This window comes from Bacillus sp. D48C (assembly GCF_053345735.1).
This window is the reverse complement of record NZ_JBKFAQ010000009.1, coordinates 160,898-179,922: the sequence shown is the minus strand read 5'-3', so window position 1 is coordinate 179,922 and position 19,025 is coordinate 160,898. Positions and strand designations below refer to the sequence as shown.

Annotated in this window: 18 protein-coding genes; 15 read left to right on the top strand and 3 right to left on the bottom strand. The window is 34.4% G+C overall.

Annotated features, from left to right (window positions below):
* Nucleotides 1-106: 106 nt before the first annotated feature.
* Nucleotides 107-1,072, bottom strand: coding sequence for an arsenic resistance protein (locus ACLBXA_RS21115; protein ID WP_000103812.1), 966 nt, complete (start codon nt 1,070-1,072; stop codon nt 107-109).
* Between the two features lie 293 nt (nt 1,073-1,365).
* Between ACLBXA_RS21115 and ACLBXA_RS21110 the strand changes: the two genes are divergently transcribed.
* The 5 genes from ACLBXA_RS21110 (at nt 1,366) to ACLBXA_RS21090 (ending at nt 6,792) form a co-directional block, all read left to right on the top strand.
* Nucleotides 1,366-2,058, top strand: coding sequence for an FMN-dependent NADH-azoreductase (locus tag ACLBXA_RS21110; RefSeq protein ID WP_000522502.1), 693 nt, complete (start codon nt 1,366-1,368; stop codon nt 2,056-2,058).
* Nucleotides 2,059-2,296: 238 nt separating this feature from the next.
* Nucleotides 2,297-3,655: a branched-chain amino acid transport system II carrier protein gene (brnQ, locus tag ACLBXA_RS21105; RefSeq protein WP_001284783.1), complete on the top strand. Its 1,359-nt coding sequence runs from the start codon at nt 2,297-2,299 to the stop codon at nt 3,653-3,655.
* Between the two features lie 83 nt (nt 3,656-3,738).
* Entirely contained in the window at nt 3,739-4,158 is a 420-nt protein-coding gene (locus tag ACLBXA_RS21100) for a VOC family protein (RefSeq protein WP_000750851.1), read from the top strand.
* A gap of 329 nt (nt 4,159-4,487) precedes the next feature.
* Complete coding sequence (locus ACLBXA_RS21095; RefSeq protein ID WP_041488119.1) at nt 4,488-6,137, top strand: copper resistance CopC/CopD family protein; 1,650 nt, start codon at nt 4,488-4,490, stop codon at nt 6,135-6,137.
* 34 nt (nt 6,138-6,171) lie between these two features.
* Complete coding sequence (locus tag ACLBXA_RS21090; RefSeq protein WP_000821388.1) at nt 6,172-6,792, top strand: YcnI family copper-binding membrane protein; 621 nt, start codon at nt 6,172-6,174, stop codon at nt 6,790-6,792.
* Nucleotides 6,793-6,834: 42 nt separating this feature from the next.
* Here the strand turns inward: ACLBXA_RS21090 and ACLBXA_RS21085 are convergent, their stop codons facing one another.
* Entirely contained in the window at nt 6,835-7,740 is a 906-nt protein-coding gene (locus ACLBXA_RS21085; protein WP_000192819.1) for a DMT family transporter, read from the bottom strand.
* A 97-nt stretch (nt 7,741-7,837) separates the two neighbouring features.
* Here ACLBXA_RS21085 and ACLBXA_RS21080 point away from each other — a divergent pair, with 97 nt between their 5' ends.
* From ACLBXA_RS21080 to ACLBXA_RS21050, 7 genes are all read left to right on the top strand, one after another.
* Nucleotides 7,838-8,707 (top strand): LysR family transcriptional regulator, encoded by an 870-nt coding sequence (locus ACLBXA_RS21080; protein WP_000156761.1) that lies wholly within the window; start codon nt 7,838-7,840, stop codon nt 8,705-8,707.
* Between the two features lie 120 nt (nt 8,708-8,827).
* A complete protein-coding gene (locus ACLBXA_RS21075) occupies nt 8,828-9,259 on the top strand; it encodes an Rrf2 family transcriptional regulator (RefSeq protein ID WP_000704083.1) in 432 nt (143 codons plus the stop codon).
* 71 nt (nt 9,260-9,330) lie between these two features.
* Nucleotides 9,331-9,981: a DsbA family oxidoreductase gene (locus ACLBXA_RS21070; RefSeq protein WP_000216665.1), complete on the top strand. Its 651-nt coding sequence runs from the start codon at nt 9,331-9,333 to the stop codon at nt 9,979-9,981.
* Between the two features lie 57 nt (nt 9,982-10,038).
* Nucleotides 10,039-10,641, top strand: coding sequence for a nitroreductase family protein (locus tag ACLBXA_RS21065; RefSeq protein ID WP_001277013.1), 603 nt, complete (start codon nt 10,039-10,041; stop codon nt 10,639-10,641).
* A gap of 126 nt (nt 10,642-10,767) precedes the next feature.
* A complete protein-coding gene (locus ACLBXA_RS21060; protein ID WP_000997346.1) occupies nt 10,768-10,902 on the top strand; it encodes a hypothetical protein in 135 nt (44 codons plus the stop codon).
* 107 nt (nt 10,903-11,009) lie between these two features.
* Nucleotides 11,010-12,620, top strand: a complete 1,611-nt coding sequence (locus ACLBXA_RS21055; RefSeq protein ID WP_000759451.1) for an amidase family protein — start codon at nt 11,010-11,012, stop codon at nt 12,618-12,620.
* A gap of 182 nt (nt 12,621-12,802) precedes the next feature.
* Nucleotides 12,803-13,816, top strand: coding sequence for an AI-2E family transporter (locus ACLBXA_RS21050; protein ID WP_001006594.1), 1,014 nt, complete (start codon nt 12,803-12,805; stop codon nt 13,814-13,816).
* Nucleotides 13,817-13,904: 88 nt separating this feature from the next.
* On the opposite strand, the gene ACLBXA_RS21045 is transcribed toward ACLBXA_RS21050, so the two are convergent.
* The gene (locus ACLBXA_RS21045) at nt 13,905-14,849 is read right to left on the bottom strand and encodes an L-lactate dehydrogenase (protein ID WP_000715322.1); all 945 of its coding nucleotides are present in this window, start codon (nt 14,847-14,849) and stop codon (nt 13,905-13,907) included.
* A gap of 200 nt (nt 14,850-15,049) precedes the next feature.
* On the opposite strand from ACLBXA_RS21045, the gene ACLBXA_RS21040 reads away from it, so the two are divergent.
* The 3 genes from ACLBXA_RS21040 to ACLBXA_RS21030 all read left to right on the top strand — a co-directional run bounded on the left by ACLBXA_RS21040 (nt 15,050) and on the right by ACLBXA_RS21030 (nt 18,997).
* A complete protein-coding gene (locus ACLBXA_RS21040) occupies nt 15,050-16,486 on the top strand; it encodes a flavin monoamine oxidase family protein (RefSeq protein ID WP_000528005.1) in 1,437 nt (478 codons plus the stop codon).
* A gap of 106 nt (nt 16,487-16,592) precedes the next feature.
* Nucleotides 16,593-17,516 carry a CobW family GTP-binding protein gene (locus tag ACLBXA_RS21035; RefSeq protein ID WP_001044926.1) on the top strand — a complete coding sequence of 308 codons (924 nt, stop codon included), beginning with the start codon at nt 16,593-16,595 and terminating at the stop codon, nt 17,514-17,516.
* Between the two features lie 263 nt (nt 17,517-17,779).
* Entirely contained in the window at nt 17,780-18,997 is a 1,218-nt protein-coding gene (locus ACLBXA_RS21030) for a substrate-binding domain-containing protein (protein ID WP_000061996.1), read from the top strand.
* The last annotated feature ends 28 nt before the right edge of the window (nt 18,998-19,025 follow it).

Genomic DNA, 19,025 nt, shown 5'->3' with positions numbered 1-19,025 from the left:
ATTACGTTTGTAGTTTCGGTAATTTCATTTGTAATGATAAATAAGAAATAAGTGTTGTATGTAATCTTTCCATAATAAAAAACGTCCCAAAATGGGACGTTTTTTATTATGCGTATTGCCGTTTTTTCTTAATAAGCAACAAAACTTGTGACACACAAGCTAGTACTGGTAACTCAATCAATGGTCCAATAACGAGTGCAAGTGCGATAAGAGGCTCATCTGGAAAAGCGGTCACAGCGATAGCGAGTGCAACAGGTGAGTTTCTTGCTAACGTTGTTAAGCTTAGACTTACTGTATCTTTGTAAGATAAATGCATCATGCGCCCGATAAATTGTCCTAGTAAAAAATTAATGATGAAGAACAATAGAACAGGAACGAGTAATAATAAAACGACATTCATATTTTGCAGTAAATATTTACCTTGTGATGCAAACATCGCTACTATTGCTAAACTTAAAAATACAATTTGAGCAGAGCTGAAAAACGGAATGAGTTTATTCTCGAGAGTTTCAGCTTTTTTCATTTTATTCATAATGAATTTTGTAGCGTGTGCAAGTATAAATGGTAAGACGATTACGATAACAATACTTTCTACTAAAACAAAAACCGCTACAGTTTTCATGACACCAGCAAATAAAAATAAATAAATTGGAAGGAGTAGAACTTGCAAAATTAAATTTACAGGTAAAATTGCAGTAGAAAGTGCTACATTTCCTTTCGCTATTTCAGTAAAGATTAAGTACCAATCTGTGCATGGAGTAACCATTAACATTATAAATCCAACCCAAAGTGCTGGATGATCTGAAAGAAATAGTGCCCCTAACCCCCAAGCGAGTAAAGGTGTCCATAAGAAGTTAATAGTAAGACTTGTTCCAGCAAATTTTAAATTGCGAAATCCGTTTTTTATTTCTTTTAATGGGATGCTGAGGAATAATCCATATAGCATAAAAAATAAGAAGGGAACAATAAACTTGTCTGAATACGTATGTATCATATTAAATTGTCCGAGTACGATGCCGCATGTAACAGCAAAAAGAATAATAAAAGTTTGAATCTTTTCTATAGTGCTCATGAATAAATCCTTTCTATATATGAATTTTCCTCTCTAAGTTTATTATACAAGTAATAAAGATGTATTTGGTGTTCAATTGTATTTTAGTTAATATTTTTAAATTGAGATTTTGTTTTTTATTAAAAGTTACTTGACTAAAGTAAGTTGCTATATTACAATCACTTACATAAGGTAATTAAATAACAAAAAGTTTTGATTGGCTTTACTTAAGGTATCAATTGGAACTTTTTATTAGAATAAGAATTTTTATGATGATGAATAATGAATATGATAAGAAAGTTTAGGTGAAGAAAATGGGATTATTTAGCTCGTTATTTGGTAAAAAAGAAGAAAATAAGAATGTAGAGGGGAATAAAAAAATGTCAAAAGTATTATTTGTAAAAGCAAACGATCGTCCAGCGGAGCAAGCAGTTAGTTCAAAAATGTATGAAACATTTGTAAGTACTTATAAAGAAGCAAATCCAAATACAGAAATTACGGAATTAGATTTATTTGCATTAGATCTTCCTTATTACGGAAATATCGCGATTTCAGGTGGATATAAACGTAGCCAAGGCATGGAGTTAACAGCTGAAGAAGAGAAGGCAGTTGCTACAGTAGATCAATATTTAAATCAGTTTTTAGAAGCTGATAAGGTTGTATTTGCATTCCCATTATGGAACTTTACAGTACCAGCACCATTAATCACATATATTTCATACTTATCTCAAGCTGGAAAAACGTTTAAATATACAGCAAATGGCCCAGAAGGTTTAGTTGGTGGTAAAAAAGTAGTTGTGTTAGGTGCTCGTGGTTCAGATTACTCTTCAGAACAAATGGCTCCTATGGAAATGGCAGTTAATTACGTAACAACTGTACTTGGATTCTGGGGAATTACAAATCCAGAGACAGTTGTAATTGAAGGGCACAATCAATATCCAGATCGTTCACAACAAATTGTTGAAGAAGGTCTAGAAAACGTTAAAAAAGTAGCAGCGAAATTTTAATTCATGATAGTAAATGGAAAAACCAACATGGATGACCATGTTGGTTTTTTAGTCTATTTTTCATGTTAAAAAATGTATATTTATAAAATAAAAGAAAAGTTCGAAAATAGTATTGCAAAATATTATATAGCAAACTATAATGAGTTCAAGAATAGTTGATACTTAAATTAAATATTCAGAAAATTCAATTAGTTAAAATTGGAAAATGAGATAAGGAAATTTGAATGGGGGTTATATTATGGCGAATAAAGTACCGTTTTCGTTCATAGTAGTTATTGGATTAATGTTATTTGCACTATTTTTTGGAGCGGGAAATTTAATTTTCCCAGCGATGCTTGGTCAATCAGCAGGAGAGAATGTATGGATTGCTAACGCTGGATTTTTAGTAACTGGTGTTGGACTACCATTACTAGGTGTACTAGCATTTGGTTTTTCAGGTAAAGATGATTTGCAGTCATTAGCAAGTCGCGCTCACCCAGTGTTCGGGATTGTGTTTACAACAGTTTTATACTTAGCGATCGGTCCGTTATTTGCAATACCGAGAACAGGAAATGTATCTTATGAAATTGGTCTTAAGCCGTTTATGCCAGAGGGAGTAGGTTCTACACCTTTAATTCTTTTCACAATTATATTCTTTAGCATCACTTGTTTTTTTTCGCTAAATCCCGCGAAAATTGTCGATATTGTTGGAAAAATTTTAACGCCAATTAAGTTGACTTTCATCGGTATTTTAGTAATCGTTGCTTTTATACATCCGATTGGAGATATGCAAGCACCAGTGGAAGCTTATACATCACATGCATTCTTTAAAGGATTCCAAGAAGGATACTTAACGATGGATACGCTCGCATCATTCGTATTCGGGATTATTATCATTAATGCAATTAAAGAAAAAGGTGCAAAAACGAAAACACAAATTATGGTCGTTTGTGCAAAAGCGACCATAATTGCAGCATCTATTTTAGCAATTATCTATACAGCTCTTTCTTATATGGGTGCTTCAAGTGTTGCAAAGCTTGGACATTTAGAGAACGGTGGAGAAGTATTAGCGAAAGTTTCTAACTACTATTTTGGATCATACGGCGGAGTATTATTAGGATTAATGATTACAGTAGCGTGTTTAACAACTAGTGTGGGACTTGTATCAGCATGTTCTTCATTCTTCCATAAGTTATTCCCAAATGTTCCTTACAAAGCAATTGCAATCACGCTCTGTGTATTTAGTGCCATTGTTGCAAACGTAGGATTAACACAATTAATCGCAGTTTCTGTTCCAGTATTAACAGCAATTTATCCACTAGCAATCGTATTGATTTTCTTAACATTCTTCCATTCATTATTTAAAGGAAGAGCGGAAGTTTATCAAGTAAGCTTGATCGTAACATTTATCATCAGCTTATTCGATGGATTAAGTGCAGCTGGAGTTAACATTGAAGTAGTAAGCCAAGTGTTCACTAAATTCCTTCCGATGCAGGAAGTAGGACTAGGCTGGATCTTCCCAGCGATTATCGGTGGATTTATCGGATATGGCATTAGCATTTTAAAAGTGAAAAACCAAGTTCAACCAGCAACTAGAGCAGATAAGAAAATAGGTTAAATAAAAAAAGTTATAGACTTGTTTCTATAGCTTTTTTTGTTACTATTAATAATGAGAAAAAATAAAGTAGTAGGGGAAATAAAATGAAAAAAACAATTGATCATATCGGAATCGCAGTTCGTGATATAGATAGTACGATACGTTTTTATGAAAATGTGTTACTAGGAACTTTAATAGATCGTTACGTAAGTGAAGCTCCTGGTGTGGAAAGCGAAGTAGCCATTCTTGAAGTGGATGGAGATAGAATTGAATTACTTGCACCGACGAATAATACGACATCTCCAATTGCCCGTTTTATTAAACAAAAAGGTAAAGGTGTTCATCACGTTGCGTATCGAGTAGATGATTTAGATGTGGCTTTAGAGGAATTGAAAGAACAAGGTATTCGAACGTTAAAGCATACACTTCGAATTAATAAACACGGCAGAAGATTAATCTATCTTAACCCAGCGGATACAGAGGGAACAATCATAGAGTATTGTGATTATCCGGAAGAGAAATAGAAGAGGGATATTTTTTAAAAGGTGTTACGTAATAACGTAATACCTTTTTATTTATGTATTTCACACTTTCTTCACAAATGATTCACGATAACTTTTCTTCTTCAGGAACTTACGTAAATATATTTTATGATATAATAACAATCGACTTTAAAAATGTAAGTAGTATCTATGAAGGTAGTTACTATTATATTGGAAGTTTAGAGGTGAGAGAGAAATAAATAGTTATACTGTATAGAAGATTATATTTAATAAGGTTAATATTTCGCCCGATAATCAAACTTGGAAAGTTAAAGTAATGGAAGTATAGCGATGAGTAAGAAAGAAGTGAAGTGATTGTGAAAGTAATGAGAAAGTTAGGGACATGGTTATTAATTGCATGTGTGCTTATCATATCGATACCGAAAAGTACATCTGCTCATGCGTACGTTGTGAAATCAAACCCTGTTGAAAATGAAACTTTGAAGAAGGCACCATCTGTTGTGAAAATCGAATTCGATGAGGACATACAAGTTTCAAGTTTTAATACATTGTACGTGAGGGATACATCAGGTAAAAGGGTCGATTTGAAAGATGCTCATATTGATAAAAAAAACAAAAAACTATTAGAAGCAGGGTTAAAAGAAAATCTGAAAAACGGACTCTACTCTATTCAGTGGAAAGTGATTTCAGCTGATGGACATCCAATTCAAGGAGTTATTCCGTTCCGAATTGGGTCAGCGGAAGCGGGAGCAGATGATGTACAAGTAGAAGAGATGGGGTATGTCCCGCAAATAGATATGATTATGGAACGTGGGGTTCTATATACAAGTTTCTCACTATTTATAGGAGTGCTATTCTTTAATCTTATTATGTATAAAGGGAATGCAACCTCGGTTCGATCAAGGAGTAAGAACATAATATGGATTTCCTTATTTGGGATATTTATTAGCTTGTTATTCAATCTACCACTACAAGCAAAAATAAATGCAGATGTTTCATGGCTAGAAGCATTCAATCCTTTACTCTTAAAAGAAACGTTACAGCTTTCTGTTTTTGGATATGTATGGATTACTCAAATGGTTCTTATTAGTTCACTTATAATTGTTACGTATTTTGCGATGAAGTGTGGGAAGCTATCGTCGTTTAAAGTATGGAGTATTCCAATAGTATTGTTTATCGGGATACTTGTTATGAAAGCCTTTAATAGTCATGCATATGGTTTGAAGTTTAAAGAGATTGCTGTCGTTATGGATTTTCTGCATTTATTTGCAGCTTCATTATGGATTGGCGGTCTATCATCCATTATTCTTCTTTTACGTAAAGAGGATGACAAGTGGAGTATGTATTGGGATATGATTAAGCGTTTTTCACCGTGGGCAACAGGTGCTGTCATCGTGATTTTAATAACAGGTCTTTTTAACAGTACATTTTTTATTCCAACAATCCACTCTTTATTTGATACGAAGTATGGATTAGCTTTATTAGCAAAAATACTTTTATTCATTTTCATGGGGATATTGGGAATTGTACATTATGTGAAAGGGAAAATGAGAGCGCAGAAGGGATTAGGCGCTACGGTGAAAGTAGAGTTTATCATCGGAATTATCATTTTTGTCATCGTAGCTTTTATGACAAACGTACAAACACCACCGATGCCTCCTACTGGACCTTTTACAGAAAGTAAGCTACTGGATAATGGGTATGAACTTACTTTACATGTAAGTCCTAATAAAGTAGGACAAAATACATTTCATATTACTTTAAAGGATGAAAACGGACAACCTGTTACTGATATGGAGCAAATTATTTTAACTACTCAATCATTAGATATGAATATGGGAAAAGGTTCATTTAAAGTTTCAGCAGTTTCACCGGGAGAATATGAAGCAGAAGGTATGTATATTAACATGACAGGAAACTGGAATATACATGTTCATGGATTAACAAAATCTCTGGATAGCTTCGATACAGATTATAAATTTATTGTAGGTGGCAGATAAAGAGGCGTTATAGATGAAAGGGAGTTAATAGAAAATGAAACGTATAAAAAAATTAGGAACAACAATGATCGCAACAATAATTGCAATGGGAATCTTTTCGTTACCTGTTAGTGCTCATGTGACGGTAAAGCCAGAAACTTCTGATGTTAATTCATGGGAGACTTACACAATAAAGGTACCAGTTGAAAAAAATATAGCAACGACAAAAGTCACACTAAAAATACCGTCTGGCGTTGAGTTTCAACAGTATGAGCCAGTGCCAGGGTGGAAAGTGGAAGCGCAAAAAGATAGTGCTGGAAAAGTGAAAACTGTAGTATGGGAAGCGACAGGAGAAGGGATTTTAACCGGTCAATTCCAACGATTTACTTTCGTCGCTAAAAATCCGGATAAAGAGCAAAAAATAGCTTGGGACGCATATCAACAATATAAAGATGGAGAAATTGTTGAATGGACAGGCGATGAAAAAGCTGAAAAACCACATTCACTTACTACAATTGCAAAAGGTACGTCATTAACAGGAGAACATGGTGAAGTGTCTAGTGTAGAAAAGAATGAAGGCACTAGTAATATGCAAGTAATAGCGATTGTCTTATCTATTTTGGCGATTGTATCGTCGGTTGGTGCGTGTGTTTTTGTAGTACGTCGTAAAAAGTAAGACGTAAGAAAGAGCCTACAAACAGTAGGCTCTTTCTTACGTTTATTTCAATTCAACTTGCTGCCTTATAGCAAGTGCTTTTGGTTTTATATTTACAAAACAAATGCTCACAACAATAAATAATAGCCCAATAAATAAGCTCATTGTAATGGCCTCATGTAAGAAAATTGAACTTACAATAATAGCGATTAGTGGAATGAGGAATGTATAAGCCCCAACTTTACTTGCTTCACCAGCTCCAACAAGTGTGAAGTATGCAAGCCACCCCATTGCAATAACGAAGAACGAAATAAAGAGAAGTACGCTAACAAATGGTATACTCCAAGCGATACTAGACCAGCTTTCAAACTCTGAACCAAATCCAATTAAGCAAAGCCCGCCAATAATGAGCTGAAGTGTTACCATCCAAATGGAATTAACGCGGTGCCCAGTCTTCTTAATAAATACTGTTCCAAGTGCCCAGCCAATAGCGCATCCTATCGCGAGAAGGATTCCGATAATAGAGATATGTCCAGTTAAACTACTAGAGCTAATGACACCCACGCCAATAAATCCAAGAACAAGCCCAAAAATTTTTAAGCCGTACATAGATTCTTCAAGCCAAATCCATGAGAAAACGCCGAGTAAAACAGGTTGTAGAAATACAATGGCGGAAAATAACCCAGCTGGCATATATTGAAGGCCTACAGTTTGTAATCCGTAAAATATAATGATGTTAAGTAAAGAAGAAATAACGTATAAATGCCAAGTTTCTTTTAAGTGTAACTCTTTGTATTTCGGTAATGCGAAAAGGAGTAAAATGAATCCTCCAATTAAAGTTCGAACGCCTGCAAATAAAACGGGTGGTGTATAATGCAGGGCAAACTTAGATAAAGGCCAATTGATTCCCCACATGAAAACGAGAAAGGTAAGGATTATGGCCGTCTTAGTTCGAGAAAGCTGTGTCACGGTAAGACCTCCTTGTTGTTATTCATTTCACTATGATATGATATCGACTGTAATAAATAAAATGAATCTTTTTTATGGGGAGTATAAGTGATTAGTTATGACCATTACACAACTGCAAGTATTAATAAAAACCGTTGAGTTAGGTAGTTTTACGAAGGCAGCTCGGGTGTTAAATATGACGCAGCCAGCTGTTAGTCATGCGATTTCAAGTATTGAGTCAGAGATAGGAGTTACGATTCTTATACGTGATAAACGAAAAGGATTAATTGTTACGGATGTAGGAAACAGAATTCTTGTACATATTAGAGAGATTTTGAACGGTGTAGAGAAGATTGAACAAGAAGTTGCGATGGAGAAAGGGCACGAAGTTGGGACGATTCGAATTGGGAGTTTTCCGAGCGCTTCTGCACATTTCTTACCCAAAATGATAAACCTTTTTAAGGAGAAGTATCCGAACTTAGAAGTCGTTCTTTGTGAAGGAACGATTAAAGAAGTTGAAGATTGGTTAGTATCGAGGGTTATTGATATAGGAATTGTTATTTTGCCTAATAAAGATATGGAGATTGTTCCATTAACGAAGGGGAAAATGGTTGCTATCTTAAGAGAGGATCATCCTCTCTGTAAGAAGGACGCTCTTACAATTTGTGATTTAGAGAATGAACCGATCATATTATGTAAGGGTGGATACGAACCACCCATTATTGATATGTTTAAACAAGCAAACGTACCACTTCGGGCTGAATATGTAATTTCGACAGTTACTACAGCTTTAAATATGATTCAAGAAGGATTGGGCATTGCAATATTAGCTGAATTATCTTTAACGAATTTACCAAAAAATGTGCAAACGAGAGAATTGGAACCACAAGTATGGAGAGAAATTGCTTTAGCTGTTCCTTCATTAAAGGATTCTTCAATCGCTGTGCAGCTATTTATTGAAGAATTTCAATCGCTATTTGCAGAATAAAAAGAGGTGTCTCATATATCATAATGGGACACTTTTTAATTTACTTATAAAAAATCTATGAAAAGGATTGACTTATTTTTTAGTTGTAACTATAATGATTACATCGAGGTGGTGATTACGATGAAAATTAGTAGCCGCTTTTCCATAGCTGTTCATATTTTATCTATTTTGAAAAACAATCCATCTTCACTTTGTACTTCAGACTATATGGCTGAGAGTGTCAATACAAATCCAGTAGTCATTCGTAAAATCATGTCGTACTTGAAACAAGCTGGCTTTGTTTACGTAAATCGTGGACCGGGTGGCGCGGGATTACTAAAGGATTTATATGAAATCACATTGTTAGATGTGTATCATGCAGTGAACGTAGTCGAAGAAGACAAGCTATTTCATATTCACGAGCAACCGAATCCAGATTGTCCAATTGGGGCGAATATTCAAGCGGTGTTAGAAATTATTTTAATTCAAGCACAATCCGCGATGGAAGAAGTTTTGGGAAATATTACAATGGGGCAGTTGTTTGAAACTTTGCAAGAAAAAATGAATGCTTAAATCCTATTTATATTTTTTTGTCATTAATGTAACTGATTTGATTACAACAATAAAGGTAAGGTGTAAAAGTTATGACTGTAAAAATGAAAGTATACTCAGATTTTATATGTCCGTTTTGTTTTTTAGCAAAAGGTCCATTAGATGAGGTAGCGAAAGAGAAAGATGTAGAGATTGAATGGATGCCATTTGAATTACGTCCAAGTCCATATTCAAAAATAGATCCATGGAATGAACCAGAAAAATTAGGTTCATGGGATGCTTTCATTCTTCCGACAGCGAAGAAGTTAGGAATTGATATGCGCTTGCCACGTGTTTCACCACATCCATATACACATTTAGCTTTCGAAGGATGTCAATTTGCGAAAGAACGTGGACTAGGTAATGAGTATCATCACCGCGTATTCACAGCATTTTTCCAAGAAGAGCAAAACATTGAAGATATTGATTTGTTAACAAAATTAGCGGTAGAAGTAGGACTTCCTGAGGCGGAATTTAAAGATGCTTTAGTAACTCGTAAATATAAAGAAAAGCATCAAGAAGCAATTCAACACGCATATGATGAAGCGAATATTATGGCTGTTCCAACTGTCATGATTGGAGATGAAGTCATTCAAGGGCTTGCTAGTAAAGAAACACTAGAAAGGGTCATTGATAAAGAAATTGAAAAGGATAAAACAAATTCATTTGAAGGTATGCAATGTAATACCGATGGATATTGCTAATTCGCTTGTTATGAAATAACAAAATAAATTATAAAACAAACATTTGGAGGAATTAAAATGTCAGCAACTACAACAAACTTAAAAGAAGCAATTGTGAATCGCCGTTCAATTCGTAAAGTAGCAAAAAACGATGCAATTACGAAAGAAAGAATTGAAGAAGTGTTAAAAACAGCTTTACACGCACCAACATCTTTCAATATGCAAAGTGGTCGTATGGTTGTATTAATGGATGGAGAGCATGAAAAGTTTTGGGATATTGTTAAAGAAACACTAAGAGCTCGCGTACCAGCAGAAAACTTTGAAGCGACTGTAGAAAGACTAAAAGGCTTCCATGCAGGTGTAGGAACAGTTCTATTCTTTGAAGATCAAGCAACTGTACAAAAAATGCAAGAAAATGCGCCATTATATAAAGATCAGTTCCCATTCTGGTCTCATCAAGGAAATGCGATGTTACAACATACTGTGTGGATGCTATTATCTGCTGAAGGAATTGGAGCGTCATTACAACATTACAACCCAATCGTAGATGCTGAAGTGAAAGAAACTTGGAACATTCCAGCAGAGTGGAGCTTAGTAGGTCAAATGCCATTTGGTGAACCAAACGAACAACCAGCAGAAAGAACGTTCTTGCCTACTGAAGATGTAGTGAAATTTTATTAAGAAATACAATATGTAACGAGAAGGAAGCTGTGCTTAAAAACAGCTTCCTTTTTTGTAGTGGTGTTAATTTATGTGCATTTAGGGAAGAAATATAAGAAATAATCCGGTGAGAAGGGAATTAGAAAAATGAATGATGAGAAAAAATATACAGTGGTAGGTACTGATGTTGAGGAAGTAAAGCGTTTAAATAAAAATTCAGGGTTAACGTATAATCAAGTGAAAGAAATGTTAGCAAAGCAAATGCAAAAAAGAAGTAATTAGATTGAAATCTTTCATTTTTTCATTTAGCATTTTGATTGGAGAGAGTTAAGTAAAAGGTAACTCTCTTTTTCGTGTAACGAAGCACCTTATAGAGTGGAGGAAGCAACATGAAGAAATGGGTAAAGGTAACGCTGTCTATCGCTGGAGGCATTGTCTTATTAGCGTGTGTCGGCGGATATTACGTGTATAAAAATTATTTTCCAAAGGAACCTGAGCGTATTGTATATGATAAAGAAAGAGTGCTACAACCGATACATAATCAGCTTAAAGGAATCAATATAGAAAATGTAAAAATAAAAGAAAAAGAAGTCGTAAATGCGACTGTAGATGAGCTTCAAAAAATGATTGATGATGGAAAGTTGTCATATGAAGAATTAACGAGCATTTATCTCTTTAGAATACAAGAACATGATCAAAATGGAATAACATTAAATTCTGTTACAGAGATAAATCCTAATGCGATGGAAGAAGCAAGAAAGTTAGATCAAGAGCGGGGTAGAAACAAAAATTCGAATTTATATGGTATTCCTGTCGTTGTAAAAGATAATGTACAGACGGAAAAAGTGATGCCGACTAGTGCAGGAACTTATGTATTAAAAGATTGGATTGCAGATCAAGACGCAACAATTGTGAAGCAGTTGAAAGAAGAAGGAGCATTTGTTTTAGGAAAAGCGAATATGTCTGAGTGGGCGAATTATTTATCTTTTACAATGCCAAGTGGGTATAGCGGGAAGAAAGGACAAAATTTAAACCCGTACGGTCCGATTACATTCGATACTTCAGGATCAAGTTCAGGATCTGCTACAGTAGTTGCGGCAGATTTTGCGCCGCTTGCAATTGGAACAGAAACGACGGGATCGATTGTTGCACCAGCGGCGCAGCAATCAGTAGTTGGGTTACGTCCATCTTTAGGTATGGTAAGTAGAACAGGAATTATTCCATTAGCTGAAACTCTTGATACAGCAGGACCTATGGCAAGAACAGTAAAAGATGCAGCAACGTTATTTAATGCAATGATAGGTTATGACGAAAAAGATGTTATGACAGAAAAAATGAAAGATAAAGAAAGAATTGATTATACAAAGGATTTATCAATAGATGGATTAAAAGGGAAAAAGATAGGGCTTCTTTTTTCTGTAGACCAACAAGATGAAAATAGAAAAACAGTAGCAGAAAAAATTAGAAAAGACCTTCAAGATGCAGGTGCGATATTAGCTGATAATATCCAGTTAAGTGCTGAGGGTGTAGATAATTTGCAAACATTAGAATATGAGTTCAAGCATAATGTAAACGACTATTTTTCACAGCAAAAAAATATACCGGTAAAATCGTTAGAAGAGATTATAGCGTTTAATAAAAAGGATAGTAAAAGACGAATAAAATACGGACAAACATTAATTGAGGGGTCTGAAAAATCTGCTATAACGAAAGAAGAGTTCGAAAACGTAGTACAAACGAGTCAAGCAAATGCAAAAAAAGAGCTAGATAGGTATTTAGTAGAAAAAGGTTTGGATGCTCTAGTTATGATTAATAACGATGAAATTCTTCTATCAGCTGTAGCTGGTTATCCGGAATTAGCGGTTCCTGCTGGATATGATAAAAATGGAGAACCAATCGGTGTAGTGTTTGTAGGGAAACAGTTTGGTGAAAGAGAGCTTTTCAATATGGGATATGCGTATGAACAGCAGTCTAAAAATAGAAAATCACCTAGTTTATAAAAAGATTATATGAAAAATAACTGGAGTCCACCGAAATATGTTGGTGGATTCCAGTTAAACGAATCTAACAATATGAAAAGAAAAAAAGGATTCTTCTCAATTAGTAAGAAAGATTGTCTATAGGAGTTCATAAAATGTAATAGATTCAATTTCCATCCATTGGAGGGGGAGGTTAATTCTTAATGAATGAAGTAAAGAGTTTTTTTCGAAGTAGAGGGTTTCAACGGTTTCTCGTTTTAATAATAGTAGCGCTTGTATTATATGCATTAAAAAGTATGATCAATTTAATATTAATTACGTTTATACTGACGTTTTTAATGGATCGATTTCAACGTTTTATTTCAAGGGAATTGAAAGTAAACCGGAAAATTGTTATTGCATGTTTGTATATAATACTAGTTTCCTTTATAGGCACAACGTTATATAAATATTTACCTGTGCTGACGATACAAATTTCACAATTAATTTATCAATTTAAACTATTTTTTCAAAATCCACCTGATAATGAAATCGTTAAATATGTACTTTCGACAATTAATGGGATGGAAGTATCAAAATATATAGAACAAGGTGTAGATGTTATATATCAATCAATAGCAAATATAGGGAAGGTAAGTTTACAAATATTATTATCTCTAATTTTAAGCTTATTTTTCTTATTAGAAAAAGAGCGTATTATTACATTTACATCTAAGTTTAAAGATAGTAAGTTAAAAATCTTTTATGAGGAAATTGCATATTTTGGTGAAAGATTTGCAAGATCGTTCGGAAAAGTAATTGAAGCTCAGTTTTTAATTGCCGTTGTAAATTGTATTCTTACTGTCATTGCATTAATTGTTTTAGGATTTCCACAGCTACTTGTATTAGCTGTTATGGTTTTCTTACTAGGGTTGATTCCTGTTGCAGGTGTGATTATTTCTTTGTTTCCACTTTGTATCATTGCTTACAACGTAGGCGGAGTTATGTACGTAGTATACATACTCGTGTTCATAACAGTAATCCACGCTCTTGAAAGTTATTTTTTAAATCCGAAGTTTATGTCTGCAAAAACAAATTTACCAATCTTTTATACATTTATGATTCTCATCTTCTCAGAGCATTTCCTCGGAATATGGGGGCTTATTATCGGGATACCAATCTTTATCTTTTTATTAGATGTACTTGATATAAATAATGAGGATGCGACTAAAAAATAAGAAATGATAGAAAATCATTAAAAGGTCATAGGGGATAATTAAGATAAAAAAGCAATCCAAAATAAATTGGATTGCTTTTTTATCTTAATTAAAGAACCGGAGCCATTGTTTCTTTTAATACTTGAACAGAGTGATCGAATTTTAATTCTTCTTCTTCACTTAATTCAACCTCTAAAATTTCACGAACACCGCCGCGATTTAAAACAGCAGGCACCCCGATATAAACATCTTTTTGACCATATTGACCTTCTAAGTAAGCTGATACAGTTAATACACTATTTTCGTCGTTTAAAATTGCTTTTGTAACACGTAGAAGTGACATACCGATACCATAATAAGTTGCGCCTTTACGCTCAATAATATGGTAAGCTGCATCACGGACGTTTATGAAAATTTTGTCTAAATCTTCTTGATTATACGTGTTGTCTTTTTCAAGCAGTGTTTGTAGTTTTTGGATACCAACGGAAACATGACTCCAAACAGGAAGTTCAGTATCGCCGTGTTCTCCGATAATATAAGCGTGAATGTTGTGTGGACCAATATCGAAGTACTCACCTAACATATAGCGGAAACGAGCAGAATCAAGCGTTGTACCAGAACCGATTACACGTTCTTTCGGTAAACCAGATTCTTTCCAAGTTACGTAAGTTAAAATATCTACAGGGTTTGTTGCGATTAAGAAGATGCCATCAAATCCGCTATCCATAATACTGCGAACGATTTGTTTAAAGATTTTAGCGTTTTTCTCAACTAAATCTAAACGTGTTTCGCCTGGTTTTTGTGGTAATCCAGCTGTAATAACTACAAGGTCAGCATCTTTACAATCTTCGTAGCTGCCTTTCCATACTCTAGTTGGAGCTGGTGCGAATGGAACAGCATGACTTAAATCCATTGCCTCCCCTTCAGCTTTTGCCTCATTTACATCGACTAAAACAAATTCTTCAGCTACGGCTTGGTTAATCATGCAGTAAGCATAACTACATCCAACTGCTCCTGTTCCTACTAATACAACACGGTTAATACCTTTTTTCATTTCAAAATTCCTCGCAATTTCATTGATTTTATTATGTAAGATAATACGTCTTACTTCTATAGAGTCATATCTAGTTTATTACATTTTATAAAAGATATTCAAGTATTTGAAAATGTATCCGTGCAAATCCGCGAACAAAACATAGGAATTCAGTGAACCGAATATAATTCAGTAAAATCCTTTGTAAAAGGGGAAATGGCATGGGGAACCCATTAGCAATGGAAGAAATGCTTCATATTATTCATGCAGGGCTTGTCAAAAAGAATAACCCAAAACGGATTACGATTGCAGGTGCAGGGATTTCTGGATTAGTTGCAGGTTCTTTATTAAAAGAGGCTGGGCACGAAGTAACGATTATAGAAGCAAATAACAGAATAGGTGGCAGGGTGTATACGATTCGGGAACCATTTAGTGTGGGTTTATATTTTAATGCGGGACCGATGAGAATCCCTGACACCCATAAGTTAACCTTAGCGTATATTCATAAATTTAAACTACCTTTAAACCTTTTTATAAATAAAACTTTTGCAGATATCATTTATACGAATAACATTCAAACGAGATTGAATGTGTTTGAAAATGATCCAAGTGTACTTGAATATCCGGTTTTGGATAAAGAAAGAGGAAAAACGGCAGAAGAGCTAATGATTGAGGTATTAGAACCAATACTAAATTATATTAAGAAGGATCCTGATAAAAACTGGCTTATCGTTGAAAAAAAGTATAAAACGTATTCGCTTGGTTCATTTTTAATGGAGTATTATTCAGATAGTGCAATAGATATGATTGGGGTACTTCTTGATATGGAAGCTTATATGGGAATGTCCTTAATTGAAGTATTACGTGAAATGATTTTCTTTACTTCAACGACGAAATATTATGAAATAACTGGTGGAATGGATAAGTTATCGAATGCATTCTTACCACAATTAAGAGAACATATTTTAATGCCATATAAGGTTGATAAAATTATACAAGAAGATAATAAAGTAATGTTACAAGGAAATCATGAACAAACGTTAGAGCAATTTACAATAACAAGTGATTTTGCTATTATTACAATTCCATTTTCAGCGTTAAGATTTGTAGAAGTTCAGCCATACTATTTATTCTCTTATTTTAAAAAAAGAGCAATTCGTGAATTAAATTATATTGCTGCAACTAAAATTGCAATAGAGTTTAAAAGTAGATTTTGGGAGAAAGCGGGACAGTGTGGCGGTAAATCTATTACTGATTTACCGATACGGTTTACATACTATCCGAGTTATGGCATTCATACTCCAGGACCAGCTATCGTAATAGCAAGTTATACGTGGGCAGATGAGGCGTTAACATGGGATAGTCTCCCGCAAAGAGATCGTATTCGTTACGCATTAAAAAATTTAGCGGAAATATACGGTGACATCGTCTATAGTGAGTTTGTCACTGGAACATCTTTTAGCTGGAGTAAAAATCCGTATTCTTGCGGTGCATTTACAGCTTTCGAACCAGGCCAAGAGCTCGAGTTATTTCCGTATATTACACCACCATCTGGAAAAGTACATTTTGCAGGAGAGCATACGACATTAACACATGGATGGATGCAAGGGGCAATTGAGTCTGGAGTAAGAGTTGCATATGAAGTAAATGAACAGTGAATCTCTTATATTTACAAATGGTCATTCTTTTAATAAAATGATAAATATAAATCGTAATTATTACGCTTTGAATACATTTGAAGTAAAGAAATGGATGGTCGGTTGAATGAATAAAGTGGAGATTCATATATTAGGTGGTTTTTTAGGTAGTGGAAAATCAACATTATTACAAAATTTATTGTTAGCAGAGAAAAAGAAGAATAGAAAAGTTGCAGTATTAATGAATGAAATTGGTGAATACTCGGTAGATACAGATATTATTGGAAAAGAGAATGTTTTAAGAGAACTTCTTAAAGGCTGTATTTGTTGTACGTTAAAAGAAGAGCTTGAAATACAATTACATTCGTTATACCAACAAGAAAGACCAGATGTCATTTATATAGAAACGACAGGTGTTGCGCATCCAATTGAAGTGTTAGACGCGTGTGTCTCGCCAATTTTAGCTCCTTTCCTGGAAGTGAAATCAATTGTAGTCGTTTTAGATGCAGTAAGGTGGTTAAACAAAAGTATATTAAGTGCAAATGTACAACAGCTATTGCATGAGCAACTGAAATTTGGTAGTCACATTCTTGTTAATAAAGCAGATTTACTAACAGATGAAGATAAGAACATAGTACTTGAAGAAGTAAAGACAATAAATGATCATGCGAAAATGTATGAGACAAAGTATTGTAATATATCTTTAAAAGATATAGAAGAAGCAGAATTTCCAAATGATGAGGAACATGAGACACTACACGTTAAACAGCATTTACATATACAAACGATGACGTATCAATTTACGAAACCGATTGATCAAGACAAATTATATGAATGGCTTTCGAATTTACCAGATAGTATTTATCGAGTGAAAGGCTTTGTGAAATTCCATGGAGATAAATACCCTCACCTATTCCAATATTCGTTCGGAGTACCGACTTTACTGGAACAAGATTTCGGTTTCCCAACAAACTTAGTAGTAATTGGAGAAGGAATAGATAAGAAACGATTGGCTGAAGGGTTAGAGAAAGTAGAACTTAACTCTAATTAAGGTGAAAAGACTAACTTAAAAAATAAGTTAGTCTTTTTGTATGGCCATTACTAAAATGAAACAGTATTTTCAATTGGATTGCAGAATATATATTGATTGTATGTCCGTTTCCATTACATAGGAAGGTGATTATATATTTGTGCCGAATGTAGAGGGTACTACAAGAGTTTTCCATTATCTATCGTATTAGTTAGTCATGATTACGGACAGGGGATTTTGGCGTGTTTGATTCTATCAGAAAGTAAAGTATGGGGAGGATCACAATGTCGATGAAAAAACGTAAGTGGCTAAAGACAATGTTTACTGGTTGTGTTTTAGGTTCGTTATTAATAACGGCAGCTTGTTCAGGAAAGAAAACAAGTACAGAAGATGAAAAAACGATTAAGGTAGGAGTCCTTGCTTCTTTAACAGGACCGCTAGAATCGTATGGAAAACAAACAGTGAACGGATTTGAATTAGGGTTAGACTATGCAACTGGTGGGACTGGGAAAGTAGATGGGAAAAAGATTAAGTTTGTTGTAGAAGATACAGAAACGAAAGCGGATGTAGCAGTGAAGAAAGCTACGAAGTTATTAGAAGAAGAGAAAGTTGATTTTTTAGTTGGATCGTCTAGTTCAAGTGATACGTTAGCGGTTTTACCACTGGCAGAAGAATATGAAAAGATTATGGTTGTAGAACCGGCAGTTGCGGATAGTATTACCGGGAAGAACTGGAATAAATATATTTTTAGAACTGGAAGAAGTTCCTCACAAGATGCGATTGCAGGAGCAGCAGCAATTGCGAAAAAAGATGTAAAGATTGCGACATTTGCCCCAGATAACGCTTTTGGTCGTGAAGGGATTGCTGCATTTAAAGCGGGTGCGAAAAAATTAGGTGCGAACATTGTGAATGAGCAATACGCGGATACAAATTCAACAGATTTTACAGCGAATATTCAAAATATCATTAGTTCAAAACCAGATTATTTATTTATCGTTTGGGCAGGGGCAAATTCACCTTGGAAACAGTTGAAAGATATGAATGTGGAAGCGCAAGGTATTAAAATTTCTACAGGTGCGCCAGATATACCAGCATTAAAAACAATGGATGCATTAGTAGGTATGCAAGGTTTTTCTGTATATTATCACACGCTTCCAAAAAATAAAGTGAATGATTGGCTAGTTGAAGAGCATAAAAAACGTTTTAATGGTGCAGTGCCAGATTTGTTTACAGCGGGAGGAATGTCAGCAGCAATTTCTATTGTAGAAGCCTTAAAGAAAACAAAAGGTGATACAGATGTAGATACCTTGATTAAGAAAATGGAAGGAATGGAATTTGATACACCAAAAGGAAAGATGAAGTTTAGAGAGAAGGATCACCAAGCGATGCAGACACTGTATTCTATCACATTGAAAAAGCAAGACGGTGTTGATTATCCGGTGCCAGTGTTAGAGCGAGAATTAACGATGAAAGAAACAGAACCACCAGTTCAAAATAAATAGACTGAATTTTCTGTTGTTTTTGTATAAA